The organism is Saccharothrix coeruleofusca (assembly GCF_014648515.1).
GTDB lineage: Bacteria > Actinomycetota > Actinomycetes > Mycobacteriales > Pseudonocardiaceae > Actinosynnema > Actinosynnema coeruleofuscum.
Window position 1 is genome coordinate 713,238 of the sequence record NZ_BMRG01000002.1, and the last position, 19,418, is coordinate 732,655.

Annotated in this window: 13 protein-coding genes; 6 read left to right on the forward strand and 7 right to left on the reverse strand. The window is 64.9% G+C overall.

The genetic code is table 11. The features are described from left to right. Positions 1-1,498: GMC oxidoreductase (locus tag IEZ00_RS08070; RefSeq protein ID WP_189222488.1), on the forward strand; the 1,498-nt coding region annotated here is incomplete at its 5' end. Positions 1,499-1,507: 9 nt separating this feature from the next. On the opposite strand, the gene IEZ00_RS08075 is transcribed toward IEZ00_RS08070, so the two are convergent. From IEZ00_RS08075 to IEZ00_RS08085, 3 genes are read right to left on the reverse strand one after another with little or no spacing between them, the layout of a single operon-like run. Further along, positions 1,508-2,128 carry a restriction endonuclease subunit S domain-containing protein gene (locus IEZ00_RS08075; protein WP_189222489.1) on the reverse strand — a complete coding sequence of 207 codons (621 nt, stop codon included), beginning with the start codon at positions 2,126-2,128 and terminating at the stop codon, positions 1,508-1,510. Further along, a complete protein-coding gene (locus IEZ00_RS08080) occupies positions 2,116-3,702 on the reverse strand; it encodes an N-6 DNA methylase (RefSeq protein ID WP_189222490.1) in 1,587 nt (528 codons plus the stop codon). Before IEZ00_RS08080 ends, IEZ00_RS08075 begins: the two co-directional genes overlap by 13 nt. 30 nt (positions 3,703-3,732) lie before the next feature. Further along, the gene (locus IEZ00_RS08085; protein WP_189222491.1) at positions 3,733-4,347 is read right to left on the reverse strand and encodes an NYN domain-containing protein; all 615 of its coding nucleotides are present in this window, start codon (positions 4,345-4,347) and stop codon (positions 3,733-3,735) included. Positions 4,348-5,193: 846 nt separating this feature from the next. On the opposite strand from IEZ00_RS08085, the gene IEZ00_RS08090 reads away from it, so the two are divergent. Further along, positions 5,194-5,952 carry a DUF2637 domain-containing protein gene (locus IEZ00_RS08090; RefSeq protein WP_189222492.1) on the forward strand — a complete coding sequence of 253 codons (759 nt, stop codon included), beginning with the start codon at positions 5,194-5,196 and terminating at the stop codon, positions 5,950-5,952. Here IEZ00_RS08090 and IEZ00_RS08095 read toward each other — a convergent pair. The 4 genes from IEZ00_RS08095 to IEZ00_RS08110 all read right to left on the reverse strand — a co-directional run bounded on the left by IEZ00_RS08095 (position 5,894) and on the right by IEZ00_RS08110 (position 11,224). Next, positions 5,894-7,099 (reverse strand): DNA adenine methylase, encoded by a 1,206-nt coding sequence (locus IEZ00_RS08095; protein ID WP_189222493.1) that lies wholly within the window; start codon positions 7,097-7,099, stop codon positions 5,894-5,896. The genes IEZ00_RS08090 and IEZ00_RS08095 overlap by 59 nt on opposite strands. Then, positions 7,096-8,499, reverse strand: coding sequence for a hypothetical protein (locus IEZ00_RS08100; protein ID WP_189222494.1), 1,404 nt, complete (start codon positions 8,497-8,499; stop codon positions 7,096-7,098). Before IEZ00_RS08100 ends, IEZ00_RS08095 begins: the two co-directional genes overlap by 4 nt. Beyond that, positions 8,499-10,565, reverse strand: coding sequence for a helicase HerA domain-containing protein (locus tag IEZ00_RS08105; protein WP_189222495.1), 2,067 nt, complete (start codon positions 10,563-10,565; stop codon positions 8,499-8,501). Before IEZ00_RS08105 ends, IEZ00_RS08100 begins: the two co-directional genes overlap by 1 nt. Before the next feature lie 443 nt (positions 10,566-11,008). After that, complete coding sequence (locus IEZ00_RS08110; protein ID WP_229795238.1) at positions 11,009-11,224, reverse strand: hypothetical protein; 216 nt, start codon at positions 11,222-11,224, stop codon at positions 11,009-11,011. A gap of 206 nt (positions 11,225-11,430) precedes the next feature. On the opposite strand from IEZ00_RS08110, the gene IEZ00_RS08115 reads away from it, so the two are divergent. The 4 genes from IEZ00_RS08115 to IEZ00_RS08130 all read left to right on the forward strand — a co-directional run bounded on the left by IEZ00_RS08115 (position 11,431) and on the right by IEZ00_RS08130 (position 19,323). Next, positions 11,431-13,299: a helix-turn-helix transcriptional regulator gene (locus IEZ00_RS08115; protein ID WP_229795239.1), complete on the forward strand. Its 1,869-nt coding sequence runs from the start codon at positions 11,431-11,433 to the stop codon at positions 13,297-13,299. A 56-nt stretch (positions 13,300-13,355) separates the two neighbouring features. Continuing rightward, the gene (locus tag IEZ00_RS08120) at positions 13,356-14,936 is read left to right on the forward strand and encodes a class I SAM-dependent DNA methyltransferase (RefSeq protein ID WP_229795240.1); all 1,581 of its coding nucleotides are present in this window, start codon (positions 13,356-13,358) and stop codon (positions 14,934-14,936) included. Positions 14,937-15,046: 110 nt separating this feature from the next. Beyond that, entirely contained in the window at positions 15,047-16,105 is a 1,059-nt protein-coding gene (locus IEZ00_RS08125; protein ID WP_189222497.1) for a restriction endonuclease subunit S, read from the forward strand. Then, positions 16,105-19,323 carry a type I restriction endonuclease subunit R gene (locus IEZ00_RS08130; RefSeq protein WP_189222619.1) on the forward strand — a complete coding sequence of 1,073 codons (3,219 nt, stop codon included), beginning with the start codon at positions 16,105-16,107 and terminating at the stop codon, positions 19,321-19,323. The genes IEZ00_RS08125 and IEZ00_RS08130 overlap by 1 nt, the downstream gene beginning before the upstream one ends. The last annotated feature ends 95 nt before the right edge of the window (positions 19,324-19,418 follow it).

Here is a 19,418-nt window from a genome sequence, read left to right on the forward strand (position 1 = left end):
GGCGCACGCCACCACCACCCACTACCCCGCCATCGTCGTCGGCAGCGGCTACGGCGGCGCGGTCTCCGCCCTGCGCCTGGGCGAAGCGGGCGTGCGGACCCTGGTCCTGGAGATGGGGCAGCTGTGGAACCAGCCGGGCTGGGACGGCGAGGTCCACTGCGACATGATCAACCCCGACAAGCGGTCCATGTGGTTCAAGAACCGCACCGAGGCCCCGGTGGACGGGGTGCTGTTCCTGGACCTGGCCAACCGCCCGATCCAGCGCTACGCGGGCGTGCTGGACCGGGTCAACTACGGCGACATGGGCGTCTACCTCGGCCGCGGCGTCGGCGGCGGCTCGCTGGTCAACGGCGGCATGGCGGTGGTGCCCGACCGCGCCTACTTCGAGCAGGTCCTGCCGCAGGTCGACGCCGCGGAAATGTACTCCCGCTTCTTCCCGCTGGCCAATCGGGTGCTCCGGGTCAACCACATCCCCCAGCCCTACTTCGAGGGCAGCGAGTACTACCGGTTCTCCCGGCTGTCCCGCACGGTCGCGGGCCGCGCGGGCTACGGCACCACGTTCGTGCCCAACGTGTACTCCTTCGACTACATGGCGCGCGAGGAGCGCGGCGAGGTGCCGAAGTCGGCGCTGGCCACCGAGGTCATGTACGGCAACAACCACGGCAAGGTCAGCCTGGACAAGAGCTACCTCGCCGACGCGGTGGGCACCGGCAACGTCACCATCGCGCCGCTGCACCAAGTCGTGCGGATCGAGCCCGAGGGCACCGGCTACGCACTCACCGTCCGCGAGATCACCCCCGACGGCGAACTGGTCGCCGAGAAGCGCCTCACCTGCGGGCACCTGTTCCTCGGCGCGGGCAGCCTCGGCACCACCGAGCTGCTGCTGCGCGCCCGCGATACCGGCGCCCTGCCCGCGTTGAGCGCCGAGATCGGCGAGAGCTGGGGCCCCAACGGCAACGTGATGATCGCCCGCGGCAACCACCTGACCGAACCCACCGGGTTCCAGCAGTCGTCGATCCCGGTGCTGGCCATCACCGCGGACGACGTGCTGGCGGAGATCGCGCCCGTGCCCGCGGGCATCGAGACCTACGTCAGCCTCTACCTGGCGATCACCAAGAACCCCGAGCGCGGCCGGTTCGTCTACGACGCCGCGGCGGACAAGGCGGTGCTCCAGTGGACCCGCGCGCAGGCCGCGCCGGGGCTGGAAGCCGCCAAGGCGGTGTTCGACCGGATCAACGACGCCAACGGCACGACCTACCGGTACGACGTGTTCGGCAGCAGGCGGGCCTTCGCCGACGACTTCTGCTACCACCCGCTGGGCGGGTGCGTGCTGGGGCGGGCCACCGACGTCTACGGGCGGGTGAAGGGGTACCGGAACCTGTACGTCACCGACGGGTCGCTGATCCCCGGCTCGCTGGGCGTGAACCCCTTCGTCACCATCACGGCGCTGGCCGAGCGCAACGCCGCCCGCGTGCTGGCCGAGGACTTCACCTCGTAGCGCAGCCGCCTACGCCCGATCACCGCTCAACAACCGCAGCAGGGCCGCATCACGCAACGCGGCGGTGGTGGTGCTGATCTGCTCGTGGACCACGACCTTGTCGTCCAGGGCCATGAGCAGATCGCCCACCTCCGCCTGCAAGTCGGCGTCGGGGACCACCACGGGCAGCGAACCGAGCATCTTCGTGCTCAGGGTGGGAATCACCGCACCGCGCGCGTTCCCCAGGACCCAATTCCGCACAGCGGGGTGGCCCAGGTAGTACACGAGGTAGGCCGCGCTCACCTCCGACCGCACCCGCACCCGCAGGCATCCCGGACCGAACAGCCACCCCCTCTGGTCCGCCGCCACCAACCCCTGACGTCCGAGGCGTCCCGTCCGCAGGCAGACGATGTCGTCGCGACGCAGTGTGTAGCGCACCAGCTCCTCAGCGATGCGGGAGGGCACTCCTGACGCCGGTCGGCAGGCAATCCTGTTGTGCCGCAGATCTTTCGGCATCACAACCGGGACTTCGGCGGACTCGTCGTCGACCAAGGCGGTTTGCACCCCCGACGGTCCGGCGGTGATGTCGGCGAGCAGGCCCAGCGGATGCTGCTCCCAGCTGTTGGGAACAGGACCGATCAGCGAATCCACGTCCTCACCCTGTCCAATCGCTCCTCGACCACGGCGTCCACCTCGGCGGCCCGCGCTTCCAGCCTGCGCAGGTCGTCGCGGAGTTCGCGCACCGACCTGCTCGGTTCCACCCGCGCCGCGGCAGCGGCACCGACATACCTCGCCGGGACCAGCACGTAGTCCTGCTCCAGGACGTTCCCGTGCGAGATCGACGCGCAGAAGCCCGCCACGTCCTCGTACCCATCCTCGACGCGCCACCGGCGGACCGCGTCCCCGATGCGCGCCCACTCCTCGGCGGACAGCGATCGCTGAGTGCGACTCGTCATGCGTCCGAGCCCGCCCGCGTCGACGAGGAGGACCTCACCGGCTCGCCGCCGGGGCCGTTTCCCCAGGAACCACACGGTGACCGGAATGGCGGTGGACGCGAAGAGGTGCGAGGGGAGGGAGACGATCGCCTCCACCACCCCGTCATCGATCATCTTCCCCCTGATGCGCTGCTCCACTCCCGAGCTGAACAGCGTGCTGCCGGGCATGACGACCGCTGCCCTGCCCCCGTCTCGGAGAAACGACACGGCGTGCTGCAACCAGGCGAAGTTGGTCTTGTTCGGGGGGAGGGAGCCGTAGTCGCCGCGCAAGCCCTCGGATTCAGGGGGAAATCTCATGTCGAAGGGCGGATTCGTCAGCACCACGTCGTACCGCCGACCGGGGGCGGGTGCACTCGACCGGATGATTTCGGTTGACTTCGCGCTCACTTGCGCTTGGGCGCCGTGCATCCGGAGGTTCATGGAGGCCAGTTTCGCGGTGCGTGGGGACAGGGCCGCACCGGTGAACGAGCGGCTGTACGGACCACCGTCGGGTGATCCGCGGTGTCGGGCCACGCCTGCCAGGAGTTCGCCGACGCCGCAGCAGGGATCGAGCACAGCCGCACCCTCGTCGGGATCGAGGACTTCGACCAGCAGTCGTACCAGCTCCGGCGGTGTGTGGACCGTTCCGTCCCCTCGGCCCATGGTGGAGGTCAGGTGTTCGAGCAGGAACTCGGTCACCCCGGTGCCCCCGCGTTCCTGGACCCGCTGGACGAGTCGGATGAGGCTCGTCAATCGGTCGGTTCCGCGCGGGTCACGGCTGATCGCGTACGCGGATCTGCGGAAGTCCCCCAGTGGTTCGAACTGCGGCGTCAGGAGAGGGAGCACTTCGAGGAGCTTCTGGCCGCCAGCTGCGCGGAGGTCAGGCCACGCGTCATCGCGCGCCAGCGCCACGTGCAGCAGCACGAAGACGAGTTCGGCGAACGACCGCACGTCGTGCGTCCCGCGAAGGCGGTCGAGTTCGTCGAGCACGTCGGCTTCGCGGAGACCGCCAGTGGGCTCGCCCATATCCAGAGCACCGCGGAACCGCTCGCCGTAGGTCGTCCCTGGCAATTCCGACGGCTGGAGGTCCTTCGTCGGGATCTTGCGGTCGTCGAGCCACTTCGCCACCTCGTCCACCGCGAACGATTCACCACCGCCGACCTTCGTCGCTCTCGGGAAGGAAGGATGGCGGCGACGCCAGTTGCTTACCGCTTGTGGTGAAACGGAAAGGTGTCGGGCGATCTCGGTCATCGTGGCGCGTTGATCGGGCACCGCGTCCCCTCACATCCAGTGCTTCGGCCGTCGCAGGACCAGGCCTGCCGCCGTGACGACCTCGTCCGGCAGCTGGGCCCGACGGACCTTGTCGTCGCCGATGCGCAGGTAGCCGTCAACCGCGCGCTCCAGGTCGGCCGAGTTCCTGCGCGGGGGGAAGGCCGCGATGACGCGCTTGGTCGGAGCCAGTTTCTTCGTCGCCCGCACAGCCGGGCACAGGTCGCTGTCGGCCGAGATGACCAGCGCGGTGTCGAACCGGTCCTCGACGGCGTCGGACAGCAACGCGATCGCGATGTTGACGTCCGTCTCCTTCTCCTCGTAGACCGTCCACCGGCTTCCGCAGTCATGACACCGGCGCTTCTTCTCCTGGAAGCGACCGTCGTGGATCTCCACCAGCGGACTGGTCGCCCCCAGCGCGTCCAGGTAGTCGGATTGCCGCTGCCCCGCATCCGCGTCCCCGCGCACGCGTGCGGTGAAGTAGTTGACGCGCTCCAGGGTCTGCCCCTCCCGCAGCAGGCCGGTGGCCAGCGCTTGGAGATCGAGCCAGTGGTACTTCCGGCCGTACTTGGCGCGCAGGCCGAAGTAGAGGTTGAAGCCGTCGACGTAGACAGCGACGCGGGTCACGACGCACCTTCCTGTTGTGGTTGCGACAGTCTGGGGTATGCTGGCAGCACACCACGCCAGGGTGAGCAGCCCTGGCCCGACGGCCCCGGCAACGGGGCCGTCTCTATTTCCGCACCAAGTGCGTCCAGTACTACGACTTCCCTTGCGATGCCACCACGGTAGAGCGGACGAGCTTGCCGAGCAACTGCATTGCAGTGCGCGTCGACTTTGTTTAGCCGTCTTGTCCTGTCCACCGGAGCGCTGCCCCAGCGGCAGGCCGCTGCCCTGGCGGGGGAGCAAGAGGTGTTCGTCGCGCTCATGAGGGTCCGCGACCTCGACTGGCAGTCCCGCGAGCACTCACGGGAACGCAGCGGTTCCCGCTGCCCGCGCCGATGAGGTCGTGGGACAGCAGCGGCGGGCGTGGCAGTGACCGTCCGCGGATGACGTGGAGCGTGTCGTACGTCGTGAATGACGAACTGGCGCTACCCGGACGTTCGGCTCTCGCGGCGTTCACGGCAGTGGAACGCAGCGGCCCGGCACTCGGATGAGTGCGGGGCCGCTGCGATGAGTGGCCTAACGCTTCAGCATACGAACCAAACGATCTTGGTCGAAGGCCCTGAAATCACGATCCGCCCGGTGGGCACCCGTCGTCTGGCGGCGGGTGGTTCTCGATGAGCGGCGACACGATCAGCGCCGGGCTGACCGCGCCGCAGGCCGACGGGCTGGCCTGCGTGGCGTGCGGCGCTGGCTATCTCCGTGTCCGGGTTTCGCATGTACCGTGGGCAGGTCGGTGACCGGCTCGCAGGTGTTCGCCTGCGTCGGCCGCCGCCCGGACGACACACAGCGCGCGGCGGGAGGTGTGCTGCGGTGAGCGCCACGGCTTCCCCGGTTCGGCGGGATCGTGCGCTGTGGGTCCAGTGCACGTGCACGGCGCTGGTGGCGCTGGGCGCGGCGTATGCCTCCTACTGGCATGGGCGCGAGTTCGCGTTGCGGTTCGGTGCCGACGAGGTGACGGCGGTGATCTGGCCGTTGATCGTGAACGGCATTCTGACCACGGCCACGGTCGAGTTGCGGAAGACAACCGGCCGTCGTGCCGGTGGCCGGTGGGCAGCGTGGTTGTACTTCGTGTTCGGCATCGTGCTGTCGCTGTATGCGAACGTGGCGGTGGCCCCGGAGCTGAGTGTGTTAGCCGTGGCGGCGTGCCCGCCGTTGGCGTTGCTGCTGGCAGTCGAGTTGCTCAACCGCGCGCTCAAGCGGCACCGGGCTGAGACCGCGAGCGAGACCAGTGCCGAGAGCACCCAGACGGGCGAGACCGGCAACGAGACCGGGTCAGTGGTGCGTCTCGCGCTGGTCTCGAACGAGTCCCGCCCACCGTCCGAGCCGACCGCTGAGCAGCAGATGTGGGCCTACTACTGGGCCGAGCAAGCCAAGGGCCGTGCGCCGACCGGCGCGGAGCTGGACCGGATCGTGGGCACGAACAACTATGGCCGGAAGGTACTGCGGCGGTGGCGGCAGGCCAGACGCCTGCCCACCCTTACAAGCCCCGCGGGTATGAACCAGCCATCAACTACGTCAGCTCGCGTAGCTGGTGATCTACAGGGACGGTCGACGGTGGAAGAGTTGTGATGAGAAGTTCGTTGGCGTCGCGTTTGCCGGTCTTGCCGCTGGCGGTGTATCGCATCGTTACTAGGCGTTTTGTCAGAGTCCAGGAGCGCACGCCGAGCGTCTCGCGGTCTTCAGGGCTTGGCCTCATGCGAGCGTGCGCGTAGAGCCAAGGGCTGTCGATCAGCAGCGGGTTGTTGTCGTAGCTGAGTAGCCAGCGGAACTGAGCCTTGGTGCGCAGGTACGCGGCGAGCTGCATGTGGAGCATATGGTCGTTCGGTCGCGACTTGCCGAGCCCGTCGCCTCCGTATCCACCGGTCGGATCGAAAGAAGCGCGATATAGGTGTGAGGCCTTTTCCAGATATGGTGGGTCGAGGTACGCGACGACACGGGATGGGATCAGCTGCGGGTAGTACTCCGGTACGTCAGCGAGCGTCTGTTTCCAGTCCTTGTGCCAGACATCGACGAGCCGCCCAGCTTGATACAGCTGACCGATGTATCGAAGCCGCTCCTCTATCGCGTCCGGGTTCCATCGACATCCGATGCCGTAAGGGCTCTCCTGCTTGCGCCCGCCAATCGGGCCCGCTTTGCCGTGTAGGATTCCCGAGAACGTCGTGCGGTTCAGGAATAGGCACTGCGTCGCCAAGCCGAGCCGGACAGTGGCTGGCTTGGCGTTCCGAGCAGGAACCCAGGAGCGCCAGTAGTCCCACCGTGCGACACCGGTCGCTCCGCCGGGCTTGACGTATCTGGTCCACTCGTCACGCGCACGGTCGATGAGCGCCTCCGTGTCGGCGGCGGCAGCCTGCCAGAACGCTGTCACAAGCTGATCAACGTCGGCGAGCAACACTCGGTCGACGATCCCTTGGCCGACGAGTCGCAAGGATGCCGACGCTCCGCCAGCGAACGGCTCGACCAGCAGGTTGATCGCCGGAACCGCGCGCGAGCCCTTGGCAGCATCCAAGATCCTAGAGATTACTGGGGCAAGGGAAGACTTTGCTCCCGGATAGCGCAACGGCGACTGATACCTGCTGGTCGTGAGGGCATGGTCGACTACACCGGGCGGCGAAACGAGCTGGCGGGCGTTGCCGAGGATGTGCGTCGAAATCCTGGGCGTGGCAGCGGAGGCGGCGCGCATGGGCGCGACGGCCAGCATATCCACCTTCTGGATCATGACGCCGACCGTACCGGACTCGTCTGCCCGCCAGACGAGTCGAGCCCGAGACGTTTGGTGGCCACGAGGCGGAGCACATCGGTTCCGACGCCGATCGGGAACGCGGCTCTCCCGTGCGCTGCCGCTACTGGGATAATGCCATCAACATACATTGAAGAGCCGGTGCGGTCGATCACGTCGAGAATTGCTGGGAGTGTCGGATAGTCTTCGGGGTCGGCCTTGCCGCCGCTGGCATCGTACGGTGCGCCGGTTGATGGCGGGACGGTCGGAACTACGACGCGGCCATCGAGTGCCCGGTACACGAACTTTCGACCCCAGTACGTCTCCTTGCCATAGGCGCGGGCATTGTTGGCGTTGACGACGCGGGCAATGATCTGCTCGTCACAAATCAACAGGCTGCCCGGCTCGAGAATATCGTGACGGGCCAGTTGGCGCGCATAGTCGACCAGAGCTCCGGATTTCTCGATCCCGCAGACATAAGGGGCCAGGCCAGGGGTAGATCTACCCATCGCCTGGAAGTACTCCAGCGCTCGTGCGCGCAGCTTCGCCGGCGTTCCGAACACAGCGAGCGGACCATCGACGATGAACAGCGTCGCGGGAAGGGCCTTCTGACGTGACTGCTCCCACAGCAGTGTCGCCAGCCCTACGAGCACCAGCAACTCGATGACGGACATCAACCGCCCGAGAGCGGACTGGTTCGAGCCTTCGTCACCGACCTCCTCGTGGATACGAAGCACGTCGGTAGGAAAGAGGCGCACGCCACAAGCATCGCAGTCGGTGCCAGCCAGCGGCACCGGCACGTCCTTGTGGTTGCAGTCAGGGTTCGGGCAATTTACTGGCACAGTGACCGCTGGTGCACCTGGAACACCGTGAAGAAGGAACAGGAGATCGAGCAATGGCTGGTCGAGTCGGTTGACGTCGATCTTCTTCTGCCGAAACAACTCATCGATTGCCTCGCGCCACGAGGTCACAATGTCGACACCGGAACGCGTGTACGCGCCTGCAACGGGTAGGTCCAGCGTCACAAGGGCAGTATTGACCGCGCGCTCGATTTGGTAAGGGTCGACGAATCGCTCGGCTCGCTGCGACTCAAGGATACCGAGGTCCACGTACGCAGCAGCAGCCTGCGCGAATCCGTACATGACCGATGGTAGGCCATCGCGGATCTGCTCAACGACGTGCGAACCATCGATCGCCAGGGCGGCGTTCAGGCGCTCCGACGCCGACGGAGTGGCGAAGTCGCCCCGCGGACGGATTCGCTTCCGGATCGTCTCTATATCCTGGATCGACTCGGCCGGAACGTGGAAAGTACGTTGGTCCGCGATCGCCTTGACGGCGGCAGCGGAGTGGCCCAGTCGCGACGCGAGCTCGTGTGCCCCACCGACGGTCTCGTATGGCATCAGGGTGCCATCCCGTTCAACACCAGCGGCGGCTCACCGGCTGCTTGTCGCGCTTCGTTGACGAGCGCGATACCATACCGGTCGATCTGAACGGGGACGATGTATGGCGACGACAGAGTCTTGAGTCGTACATACCCGCGGTCCTCGGACGCAATGATCGCATCGGAGAACGACCCGAAGTCGTAGAATTTGGCCAGCTCGCGCACCTCTGTCGTATTGTTCAAGTGGGCGACGACCCAGTTGGCGGTGTTCGCCTTGACTTGATGAGCGACGCCCGAGACCTCTTGTGTAGCGTACGTCATGCCGAGGTTGAGTTTGCTGGCCTCTTTGGCAAGCTTGACCCACACATCGAGATCGTCCTTGTACCGGTCGGACGAAAACAGGTTATGCGCTTCCTCGAGCATCACCTGGATGTGTGGTGGCTCCTGCCCCGATGTGAAGACCTCAGTCTGCTTGGAGAGAAGTCGACGCGTGATCGACTCGCTCAGCGCCTTCGTTACGGCCTCGGCGCCGACGTGCAGGTCGACGATCACGATGCGGCCCCGGACAAGTTCCTCGTAAATCTCGATCGCCGGGTCGTTCCGCGTCGCGGGGCTGTGAAACGGCCGCAGCGGGTTCAGGTTTCGCCAGCCTCGTACACTTCGGTTCCCGCTGCGAGTCGTGAAGATCGGCTCGACGCTCTTCCAACGAATATCCTTCGCGAAGTTGTTCGCGTCAGCGTCTCCGGCGTCGCGCAGCTCTACGATCTTTTCGACGACGTCCTCGACGTCTGCGGCAGCGACGGTGACGAGGTTCGGTTTGTTTCCGGCCGTGAACGGGTTGCGGCGAAGTCCTGCGACTGCGGTTGCCCCCGGGACGCCATTAATGATCTTCTGCTGGAACCCTGTGCTGATATTGATCCGCACGCGGAAGTTGGCCGGTATTGCAAACCCCGCTCGCATGAGTGCGCCATAGAGCACGAGCCGAGCGCGTTGCGCGTGCGTGGTCGCGGAATGGTCGCCTTGGACGTCGGCGTAGGACGTGCCCGCGAAGTCCTTGACGTAGCCAGCCTCGTCACTGCTAAGGGTGTCGGAGATCAATCCCTGAACGGCGTCGATCTGGTTTTCTGAGAAGAAGTTGATGTTGAGTGGCTTCACATGTGACTGTGTGCCGTCTGCGCCGAACTTGAAGATGCGGACGTGGTTCGCGCCGATCGCCGCGATCTCGGTGCCGTCCTGCGTGTTCGGGTTTGCGTATTCACCCTGAGGGTCGAAGATCAACTGTCCGATCGGGCGTCCGCCCGCCGCACGCTGCCTCTCGGAGATCGCGAACGTACGAGCAATGATGATCTTCGCTGTGTTCGACTTGCCCATCCGGGTCATACCGAGCAGAGCGGTCTTGTTGCCGATGAAGTCGCGAATGTTGACCTCGACTGCGGCGTCGGCTTGTTTAGAGGTCTTGGCTCGCCGCCGCGTTGCGGAGTACCGCACCGCGCCGATGCGCACACGTTCGACGGGGCGCCCAGTCGGCTTGAGGTAGGAGGCGATCGTTGCAAGGCCGTCGCCAATCGGCTTCAGGACCCGATACGTGGACGTGGCGTAGAAGTTGTCCACGTCGGCACCGAACTCGAGAACCTTCTGCCCGTCCACGTCGTCCTCGTAGAAGGTGCCGAGGATTTTGCATCGCACGCCCGTGAACGATACTCGGTTCCTGGTGAACGGGTCCAGGTCGGCATCGAGCACCACAGACGGCGATGGGTCCTGGTTGTTCGAAAGAGCCGTACGCAGCGACTCCTCGCGAACGGCATGCAAGTCATGCTCAAGCGAAAGCGGGGCGGTCCCCTCGACACGGAGAAGCAGCACCTCGTCATCGTCGACCTGAGGGTCGTAGACGTCCTGCGCAGTCGCTAACAGGAATGAGAACTGCGGGATGCCCCCAGCATCGAACTTCCAGCGGTCGTGAGTCAGTACGACTGCCTGGCCGTAGTCAATCTGGTGGATCGCACCGATGCGGGTGGACCGACCGTCCGCAAGCAGTTCGGACCGCAGCAACGACCCGGCACCGACGCCGGGGATGAACTCCGTCATTCTCGCCCTCTCGAAGGACACTAGTGGACGCAGCCGACACAGGCTACGACGTGATCGACGACCTCGTGTGGACTTTGGGTGCGTTGATAGCCTCTCGGCACGACCGTTAGATCCTCCAACCCGGCGGACGCACCGACGCCGCCTTTATGCGGAATAGGCTCTCAGGCTCGTCAACGCCTTGGCCAGCTGCTTATCCCAGCCGCAGCGGTTGGTGTTGCCGTCGGTGAGTCGTTGTCGCACCATCCGGACCGCACGACCTGTGAGGTATCCATCGGCAGAACGTGGAGGTCGCCCCCCAGCAGCGCGGCGGTGGAGTCGAGCGTCCCCCCTTACTGCTCGCACCGTGAGTTCGGCCGCCTGGGCGGTGGAGTGGGCCGTCCTGTCTCCGACGTCCTTCAGCAGCCGTTCGAGCGCTTGGGCCTCTTGGGCCTGTCCGGTCACGTTCAGTGCGGGGCGTCGATGCGTACGGCCTCGGTGGCGTAGTTCGTCGAGTCGGCGCCAGCGAGGGTGTCGAGGTTCTTCACGAGCGGGCCGCGTTCGCCGGAGACCCACCGCTGGGCCTCCCATGCGACCTCACAGTCGTGGATCGTCAGTCGCTCGTTGACGGCCGCTGTGGCGTCGTTGTCGAAATGGGCTGGGTGCTTGACGTGCTGGGTCATCGGGTTCTCCCGTGGGAAGCGCTGCCGATGATCGACAGCGGGCCCACACAGGTTGAGCCAAAGCTGGTGACCTCGTCACACAGCAACGCGGATAAGCCGGGTTATCACTTTTCCTACCCACGATGTGGGCGGTCGTCGATACTCTCTGCGTCGTGAGTCGGCGGGATAGACCAAGGAGGTGTGTCGTGGCAGGTGGGGGGCCTACGTTGACGTTGCAGGACGTTGCGGATCTTGCTCGTGTCCGTCGTCCGGTCGTGAGCATGTGGCGCAACCGGCCGCGCGTCCGCGGTCTGCATGTGCCCTTCCCTGACCCTGTCGAGGTCTCGAGCGGGATGGAACGCTTCCGTCGCGAAGACATCGTCGAATGGCTGGAGCGCACTGGCCGGGGTAACAACCGCGAGGCGAATCTCGACGCACCAGCGTTGAGCGTGCCCGATGACGTGCCCCTGGATGAACTCGTCACGTGGCTCTGCCTCGCGGTGTTGACGGGCGAGGAACTGGCGGAGACGACAGCGGAGAACCGCATCACCCTGGCGCACGGTGTCGATCCCGACGACCGGGTGCTGTTCCGCGAAGTGGAGGCTTCCGTGCCAGCCGACTGCACGCTGCGGTTCATCGACGACCTGGTTGAGGCGTCGTACGGCCCGCGCGAGGCACTCGACCGGCTGGAACAAGGAAGGGCGGCGCGGACACTGGGCACTCGTGATCTCACCTCCGATGCAGTCGACCTCATCCACTCCGTCGCCGAAGCCTGCGCCCTCCACCTCGACCCCGAGGGCGTGCCGCTCGTGCACGTCGGCCCGGCGTCGAGCGTGACGCTCGCGCTTGCCGACACCTTCACCCATCTCGTGGTGCCCGGCGGCACTCCCGAATTGCGGGACATCAGACGCAGGGCGGCGATCCGCGAGATCGTGACCGTCGACGAGGCGGCAGGCCCTAGCGTCCGAGTGCTCTCGGCCATCGGCAGGTCCGCCGACGAGGTGCTCGACCTGGTCGACAACCTCGTGCTCGACCTCGGCGAGGGTGAACTCGCGGTCGTCATCGGCCCGGCCGGCGTCCTGTGTGACGAGCTACAGGGAGAGCAGGAGCGGAACCGAGCGCAGACTCTCCGCTCGGAGAGCCTCGCCGTCGCGCTGCGCCTTCCTCGGGGCATGTGGCGCGAGGCGCACCGGCAGGCGCTGGGCCTGTGGGTCTGCGCGACCGGAGGGTCCATGCAACGGCCGCTGGTCGCCGACCTCGCCGCGTTCACCCGAGACGAGCTGGACCTCGACGACCTCGCCTCCGACGTGACCGGCGCATTGGCCGCCGCGCGAGGTCGTGCCTTCCGCTACCTCCGCCCGCACGACCTCCCACCGATCCTGAGTGCCCGCACTGTCGTCGTGCCCCGTGGCGTGCGAGCACTGCGGCTCGCGACGACGGAGATCGAGCGCCACCTGGCCGTCATCAACGCGGCCACGCTGGTGACGAGCGAGCCGATCCAGCCCTTCGACGTGCTGGCCGAACGTGCGCCCGGCGCGATGTTGCTGCGCAGGCGGTCACTGGGCGAACTGAAAGATCTGGGACACGTGCGGGTGCTCCGGGGCAGCCGGATCGACCACAGTCAGGACAATCCTGCTGGCTCCGTCGCGGTCCTTTCTGCGGCCGACTCACACGGCGCTGCACGCCTCGACCCGTTCGACGCTGCGCGGCTGTACCCGCGCGCGGTCCGAACAGATCCGGGGGATGTGGTGTTCGCGGAACGGCCACGTCCGATCGCGAGGGTCGACGACCACGGCGGATCGCTGGTGGCCTCCCCGTCGAAGATCCTTCGGATCAGCTCGCAAGCAGGGATCGGCCCCCACGCGGTGGCGGCGATCATCAACCGGCTGCCGAACGAGCCCACCGAGTGGCAGACCTGGAGCGTGCCGATCCTCGATACCTCCGAGGTGGAGCGGCTGGAAGAGGCGCTTCTCGCTGCGGTGAACCACGAGAGCACCCTGCGGCGGCACCTGGACGCAACACGGGATCTCGTCACCGCCATGATCGACGGAGTCGCCGCCGGCGCGGTGACTCTCACCACGCGGACAAAGCAGTAGGAAGGACAGGCAGCATGCCTCCCCGCACGAAGAAGGAACCGTCGGCACCATCGACGATGAAGGAGCTGAAGGACACCCTCTGGAAGGCCGCCGACCGGCTCCGCGGCTCGCTGTCCGCGAACCAGTACAAGGACGTCATCCTCGGCCTGGTGTTCCTCAAGTACGTCTCCGACGCCTACGACGAACGCCGCGAAGCCATCCGCGCCGACCTGACGGCACAGGACTACGACGAAGAGCAGATCGCCGACCTGATCGACGACCCCGAGGAGTACCAGGGGTACGGGGTCTTCGTCGTACCGCCCACCGCCCGGTGGTCCTACCTCGCCCAGTACGCAAAGGGCAAGCCCGCCGAAGGCTCCGAGCCCGCCAAGAACATCGGCCAGCTCATCGACGAGGCGATGGATCTCGTCATGAAGGCCAACCCGTCGTTGCAGGGCACGCTGCCGCGCCTCTACAACAAGGACAACATCGACCAGCGACGCCTCGGCGAGTTGATCGACCTGTTCAACAGCACCAAGTTCAGCCGCCAGGGCGAGCACCGCGCCCGCGACCTCATGGGCGAAGTCTATGAGTACTTCCTCGGCAACTTCGCGCGATCGGAAGGCAAGCGGGGCGGCGAGTTCTTTACCCCGCCCAGCGTTGTGCGAGTGATCGTCGAGGTGTTGGAGCCCTCGCGCGGCCGTGTGTACGACCCGTGCTGTGGCTCGGGCGGCATGTTCGTGCAGACCGAGAAGTTCATCTACGAACACAACGGCGACCCCAAGGACATCGCCATCTACGGCCAGGAGAGCTTGGAGGAGACGTGGCGGATGGCGAAGATGAACCTCGCCATCCACGGCATCGATAACAAGGGCCTCGGGGCGCGGTGGGGCGACACCTTTGCCCGCGACCAGCACGCGGACGTCCAGATGGACTACGTGATGGCCAACCCGCCGTTCAACATCAAGCACTGGTCCCGCAATACCGAAGACCCGCGCTGGAAGTTCGGCGTCCCACCCGCCAACAACGCCAACTACGCCTGGATTCAGCACATCCTCTACAAGCTCGCTCCTGGGGGGAGCGCCGGCGTAGTCATGGCGAACGGCTCGATGTCGTCCAACTCCAACGGCGAGGACGCCATTCGCGCCCAGATCGTCGAAGCCGACCTCGTCTCCTGCATGGTCGCATTGCCGACACAGCTCTTCCGCAGCACTAGCATCCCGGTATGCGTCTGGTTCTTCGCTAAGGACAAGCGCGCTGGCGAGCACGGTGCGGTCGACCGATCCGGTCAGGTGCTATTTATCGACGCCAGGGAATTCGGCTACATGGTCGACCGCGCCGAGCGCGCCCTGTCGAACGAGGATATCGCCAAGATCGCCGATACCTTCCACGCCTGGCGTGGCACCCGCTCCGCCGCGCAGAAGCACCTGATCTACGAGGACATCCCCGGCTTTTGCAAGTCAGTGGGACTGCCTGACATCAAGGCTGCTGATTACGCCCTCACCCCTGGCCGCTACGTCGGCGTCGTCGAAGTTGCGGGCGACGGTGAACAAATCAGCGATAAGATCGGGCGACTCGCCAAGGACTTGCTGGTCGCATTCGACGAGTCGGCACGCGCAGAAAAGGTCGTCCGCGAGAATTTGGAGCGCCTCTCATGACATCACAATCAGTTCGCTCCCTTCCCGAGCTCCTGAGTTTTATTGTCGACAATCGGGGTCGCAGCTGTCCGACATCCGACGCTGGAATTCCGCTAATCGCCACTAACTGCTTGAAGGAAGGCAAGCGCGAAGTAGTCTTCGAGAATATCCGATACGTAGATGAACACACCCATGCCACCTGGTTTAGGGCGCATCCGAAGCCTGGCGATATCCTCTTTGTGTGCAAAGGTTCGCCTGGGCGGGTAGCTATGGTTCCAGATCCTGTACCTTATTGCATAGCCCAAGACATGGTTGCTTTGAGAGCCAATCCGGTGGCCGCGGACGCCGAATATCTATACTACAGGCTACGTTCTCCAGATGTGCGCGCATCAATCGCGAACATGCACGTTGGCACGATGATTCCCCATTTCAAAAAGGGCGATTTCAACAAGCTTAGATTCACCGTGCACGACAGCATCTCAGAACAGCGGGCGATCGCAGAAGTGCTCCGATCTCTCGATGAGAAGATCGCGATCAATGAGCGAATAGTTCTACTGCTGGATGAGTGGGTTCGAAGTAGCTTTACGGCTATGGCGGGACAGTCTCGCTTGTTGGGCGAATTTGCGTCGAACATTCGGAAACAAGTAAATCCTTTGGACGTGGAGCCCGGCACGCCTTATTACGGCCTTGAGCACCTCCCCAGGCGGCAAATGTGGGCTTCCACTGTGGGGGTAGCTTCGGATGTGACAAGCGCAAAGTCGGCGTTTCATGAAGGCGATATTCTATTTGGAAAGTTGCGACCCTATTTTCACAAGGTTGTGGCGGCGGAAGGTAATGGTGTCTGTTCGACGGACATATTGGTAGTGCGATCCAACGATCCTGGTCTTGCTGGGTTTGTTCTCGCGGCGTGTGCGTCCGATGATACTGTCCGGGCTTGTGTTGCGGCGTCAGAGGGAACACGAATGCCACGCACTAGCTGGAAGGATCTCCGATCTGTCCCGGTTATCTGGCCGGGCGAGTCAACGGCTCGATCATTTAGCGTTGAGGTTTCGATGAAGTCGAGGTTCGCCGGTGGATTGATCCGCGAATCTCGTCGGCTGATGAATACTCGCGACGAGCTGCTGCCCTTGCTGATGTCTGGAAAGGTTCGTGTGCGAGAGGCGGAGAAGATTGTGGAGGGGATTGTATGATGGTGGGGCAGCCGGGGTTCAGTGAGGCGGAGTGGGAGAGCGTCGCGCTGGAGACGCTCTCCGAGCAGGAGTGGCGATCGCTCCCGGGGATCGCTGTCGCGCCAGGCGCTGAAAACGGTCGGGCGTCATGGGATGACATGGTGCTTCCAGGACGGATACTGTCCAAGATGCGGAAGTTGAACCCGCAGGTGCCAGCTGAGTACCTTGAGCAGGCGCTCGCGGAGATCATCCAACCGACCTCACAGGACGCGATCGCCGAGAACTACCGGCTGCACCAGATTTGCGTACAGGGCTACCGCGGGATCAGCTACATCGACGCCGACGGCGTGGAACAGAACCCAACGATCCGGCTGGTCAGTCACCAAGTCGGCGACAACGAGCTGCTCGCGGTTAACCAGGTCACCGTCCGCACAGCGGAGGTCGAGCGCCGCTTCGATGTGGTGCTCTATCTCAACGGCATGCCGGTCGCCATCTTCGAGCTCAAGCAGGCGGGTGCGGCCAAAGCGGATCTGGACGCGGCGCATGCCCAGTTGGCTACCTACCTGCGTGAGTTCCCAATGGCGTTCCGGTTCACGGTGGTGACCGTGATCAGCGACGGGATCACCGCCCGATACGGCACGCCCTTCACTCCGCTGAACCACTACTCGCCCTGGAACGTCGATGACGACGGCAAGCCGGTGAAGCTCGGTGAACCGCTCGATGATGTGCACCTCGGCACCGAGTTGGAGTTCCTTATTGAAGGCGTGTTCAACCCGGAGCGGTTCCTCCAGCTGCAGCGGAACTTCACCGCGTTCGACGGCGGGGCCGAGGGGTACGCGAAGCGGATCGCCAAGCCGCACCAGTACTTCGCGGTCACCAAAGCAGTTGGGTCGACGGTCGCCGCTGTGGAGAGCAACGGCAAGGCCGGGGTCGTGTGGCACACCCAGGGATCGGGCAAGTCGATGGAGATGGAGCTGTACGCCCACTTGGTGGCCGCGCAGCCCAAGCTCAAGAACCCGACCATTATTGTCGTGACCGACCGCAAGGAGTTGGACGGTCAGCTGTACGAAGCGTTCAACCGGTCCCGTCTGCTGAGCGAGTCTCCGACCAAGGTGACTACTCGCGCGCAACTGCGTGAGGAACTGGCCAACCGAGCGACGGGCGGCATCTACTTCACCACGCTCCAGAAGTTTGGTCTCAGCAAGGCCGAGAAGGACGCCGGACTAGATCATCCGCTGCTGTCGGATCGCCGCAACGTCATTGTGATCGCCGATGAGGCCCACCGCAGCCACTACGACGATCTCGACGGCTACGCACGCCACCTCAAGGACGCCCTGCCCAACGCCGCACTGATTGCGTTTACCGGGACACCGATCTCCTTCGACGACCGCAACACCCGAGAGGTGTTCGGTGACTACATCGATATCTACGACCTCACCCGCGCGGTCGAGGACGGCGCCACTGTCCCGGTCTACTTCGAGCCACGCCTGATCAAGATCGGGTTGACCAAGGACGTCAGCGAAGAGGATCTCGACCGGGCTGCGGATGAGGCCACTCTCGGGCTTGATGAGGTGGAACGCGCCAAGATCGAGAAGTCCGTCGCCGTGATTAATGCCGTGTACGGGGCTCCCGCACGTCTGGAGGCATTGGCTGCCGACATCGTCCAGCACTGGGAGACCCGCTCGGAGCAGATGCGCAAGTTCATCGGTTCCCCCGGCAAGGCGTTCATCGTCGGCGCGACCCGAGAGATCTGCGCCCATCTCTACGACGAGATCATCAAGCTCAAGCCGGACTGGCACAACGATGCCGTCGACAAGGGTGTGATCAAGGTCGTCTACTCCGGCTCGGCTCAGGACGTCATGCCGGTGGCCAAGCACGTCCGGCGCGACGGGCAGAACAAGGTCATCCAGAAGCGGCTCCGCGACGCGGATGATGAGCTTCAGATCGTCCTGGTCAAGGACATGATGCTCACCGGTTTCGACGCGCCACCGCTGCACACGCTGTACCTCGACCGCCCTCTCAAGGGCGCGTTGCTGATGCAGACCCTGGCGCGGGTGAACCGCACCTTCCGCGGCAAGCCGGACGGCCTGCTCGTCGCCTACGCGCCGCTGGCGGACAACTTGAGCAGGGCGCTCGCCGAGTACACCGACACAGACCGGGCCAAGAAGCCGGTCGGCAAGCACGTCGACGAGGCTGTCGACCTCACCACCACGCTCATCGCCTCCCTCGACGAGCTGTGCGCCGGCTACGCGTGGCGGGCGAAGCTCGACGGAGGTCCGAAGAGCTGGGTCAAGGCCGCATACGGGCTCACCAACTACCTGCGCTCACCCACCACCCCTGGTAACCAGGTGCCGGAAGGCGAGGAGACGCTCGGCGACCGCTTCCGGAAGCTGGCCAACCAACTGGCCCGTGCGTGGGCGCTGTGTTCGGGCAACCAGACTCTCGAACACCTCCGCGTCACGGCGAGGTTCTATGAAGAAGTCCGCGTGTGGATGGGCAAGTTCGACGCCCAACAGCGGCAGGCCGAGGGTAAGCCCGTGCCGGAGGAGATCCAGCGGATGCTCTCCGCACTGGTGGCCACCTCAACCGCGTCCGGTGAGATCATCGACATCTACGACGCCGCTGGCTTGCCGAAGCCGTCGCTGTCCGACCTGGGTCCGGAGTTCCAGCTCAAGGCCCAATCGGCGTCGAACCCGCACCTCGCCATCGAGGCGTTGCGCGCGCTGCTGGTTGAGGAGTCGGATCAAGTCACGCGGCACAACCTCGTGCGCCAGCGGGCGTTCTCCGAGCGAATCGCCGAGCTGATGCGCAAGTACACCAACCAGCAGCTCACCTCGGCCGAGGTAATCGCTGAGCTCATCGAACTGGCCAAGGAAGTCGCCGCAGAGGGCAACCGCGGCCAGCGCTTCGATCCGCCCCTGTCCCACGACGAGTTGGCGTTCTACGACGCGGTCAGCACCAACGAGTCCGCCGTTGAACTCCAGGGCGACGACGTGCTTGCCCAGATCGCACGTGAGCTGGTGGCGGTCATGCGACGCGACGTCAAGACCGACTGGACGGTGCGAGACGACGTGCGGGCCAAGCTCCGATCGTCAATCAAACGGCTGCTCGTGAAGTACAAGTACCCGCCGGACAAGCAGCCTGAAGCCATCAAGCTCGTGATCGAGCAGATGGAGGCAATGGCACCCCGCTATGTCTCTAACGGCAACGGAACCCGAGCCAACGCGTCCTCAGGCTGAGACGCGCGCTGTGGCAGGCAGTGGCAATAGCGCAGCCCTGAGTAACTGGGCCGCGCTGCCAGCCGTAGGCCTACCAACGTGACAGAACGGTCCAA

Coding starts and splice junctions, on each gene's coding strand:
- IEZ00_RS08095 (WP_189222493.1), bottom strand. CDS start 7,099: ATGATCCAGAAGGTGGATATGCTGGCCGTCGCGCCCATGCGCGCCGCC.
- IEZ00_RS08130 (WP_189222619.1), top strand. CDS start 16,105: ATGGTGGGGCAGCCGGGGTTCAGTGAGGCGGAGTGGGAGAGCGTCGCG.
- IEZ00_RS08110 (WP_229795238.1), bottom strand. CDS start 11,224: ATGACCCAGCACGTCAAGCACCCAGCCCATTTCGACAACGACGCCACA.
- IEZ00_RS08105 (WP_189222495.1), bottom strand. CDS start 10,565: ATGACGGAGTTCATCCCCGGCGTCGGTGCCGGGTCGTTGCTGCGGTCC.
- IEZ00_RS08080 (WP_189222490.1), bottom strand. CDS start 3,702: ATGACCGAGATCGCCCGACACCTTTCCGTTTCACCACAAGCGGTAAGC.
- IEZ00_RS08100 (WP_189222494.1), bottom strand. CDS start 8,499: ATGCCATACGAGACCGTCGGTGGGGCACACGAGCTCGCGTCGCGACTG.
- IEZ00_RS08120 (WP_229795240.1), top strand. CDS start 13,356: ATGAAGGAGCTGAAGGACACCCTCTGGAAGGCCGCCGACCGGCTCCGC.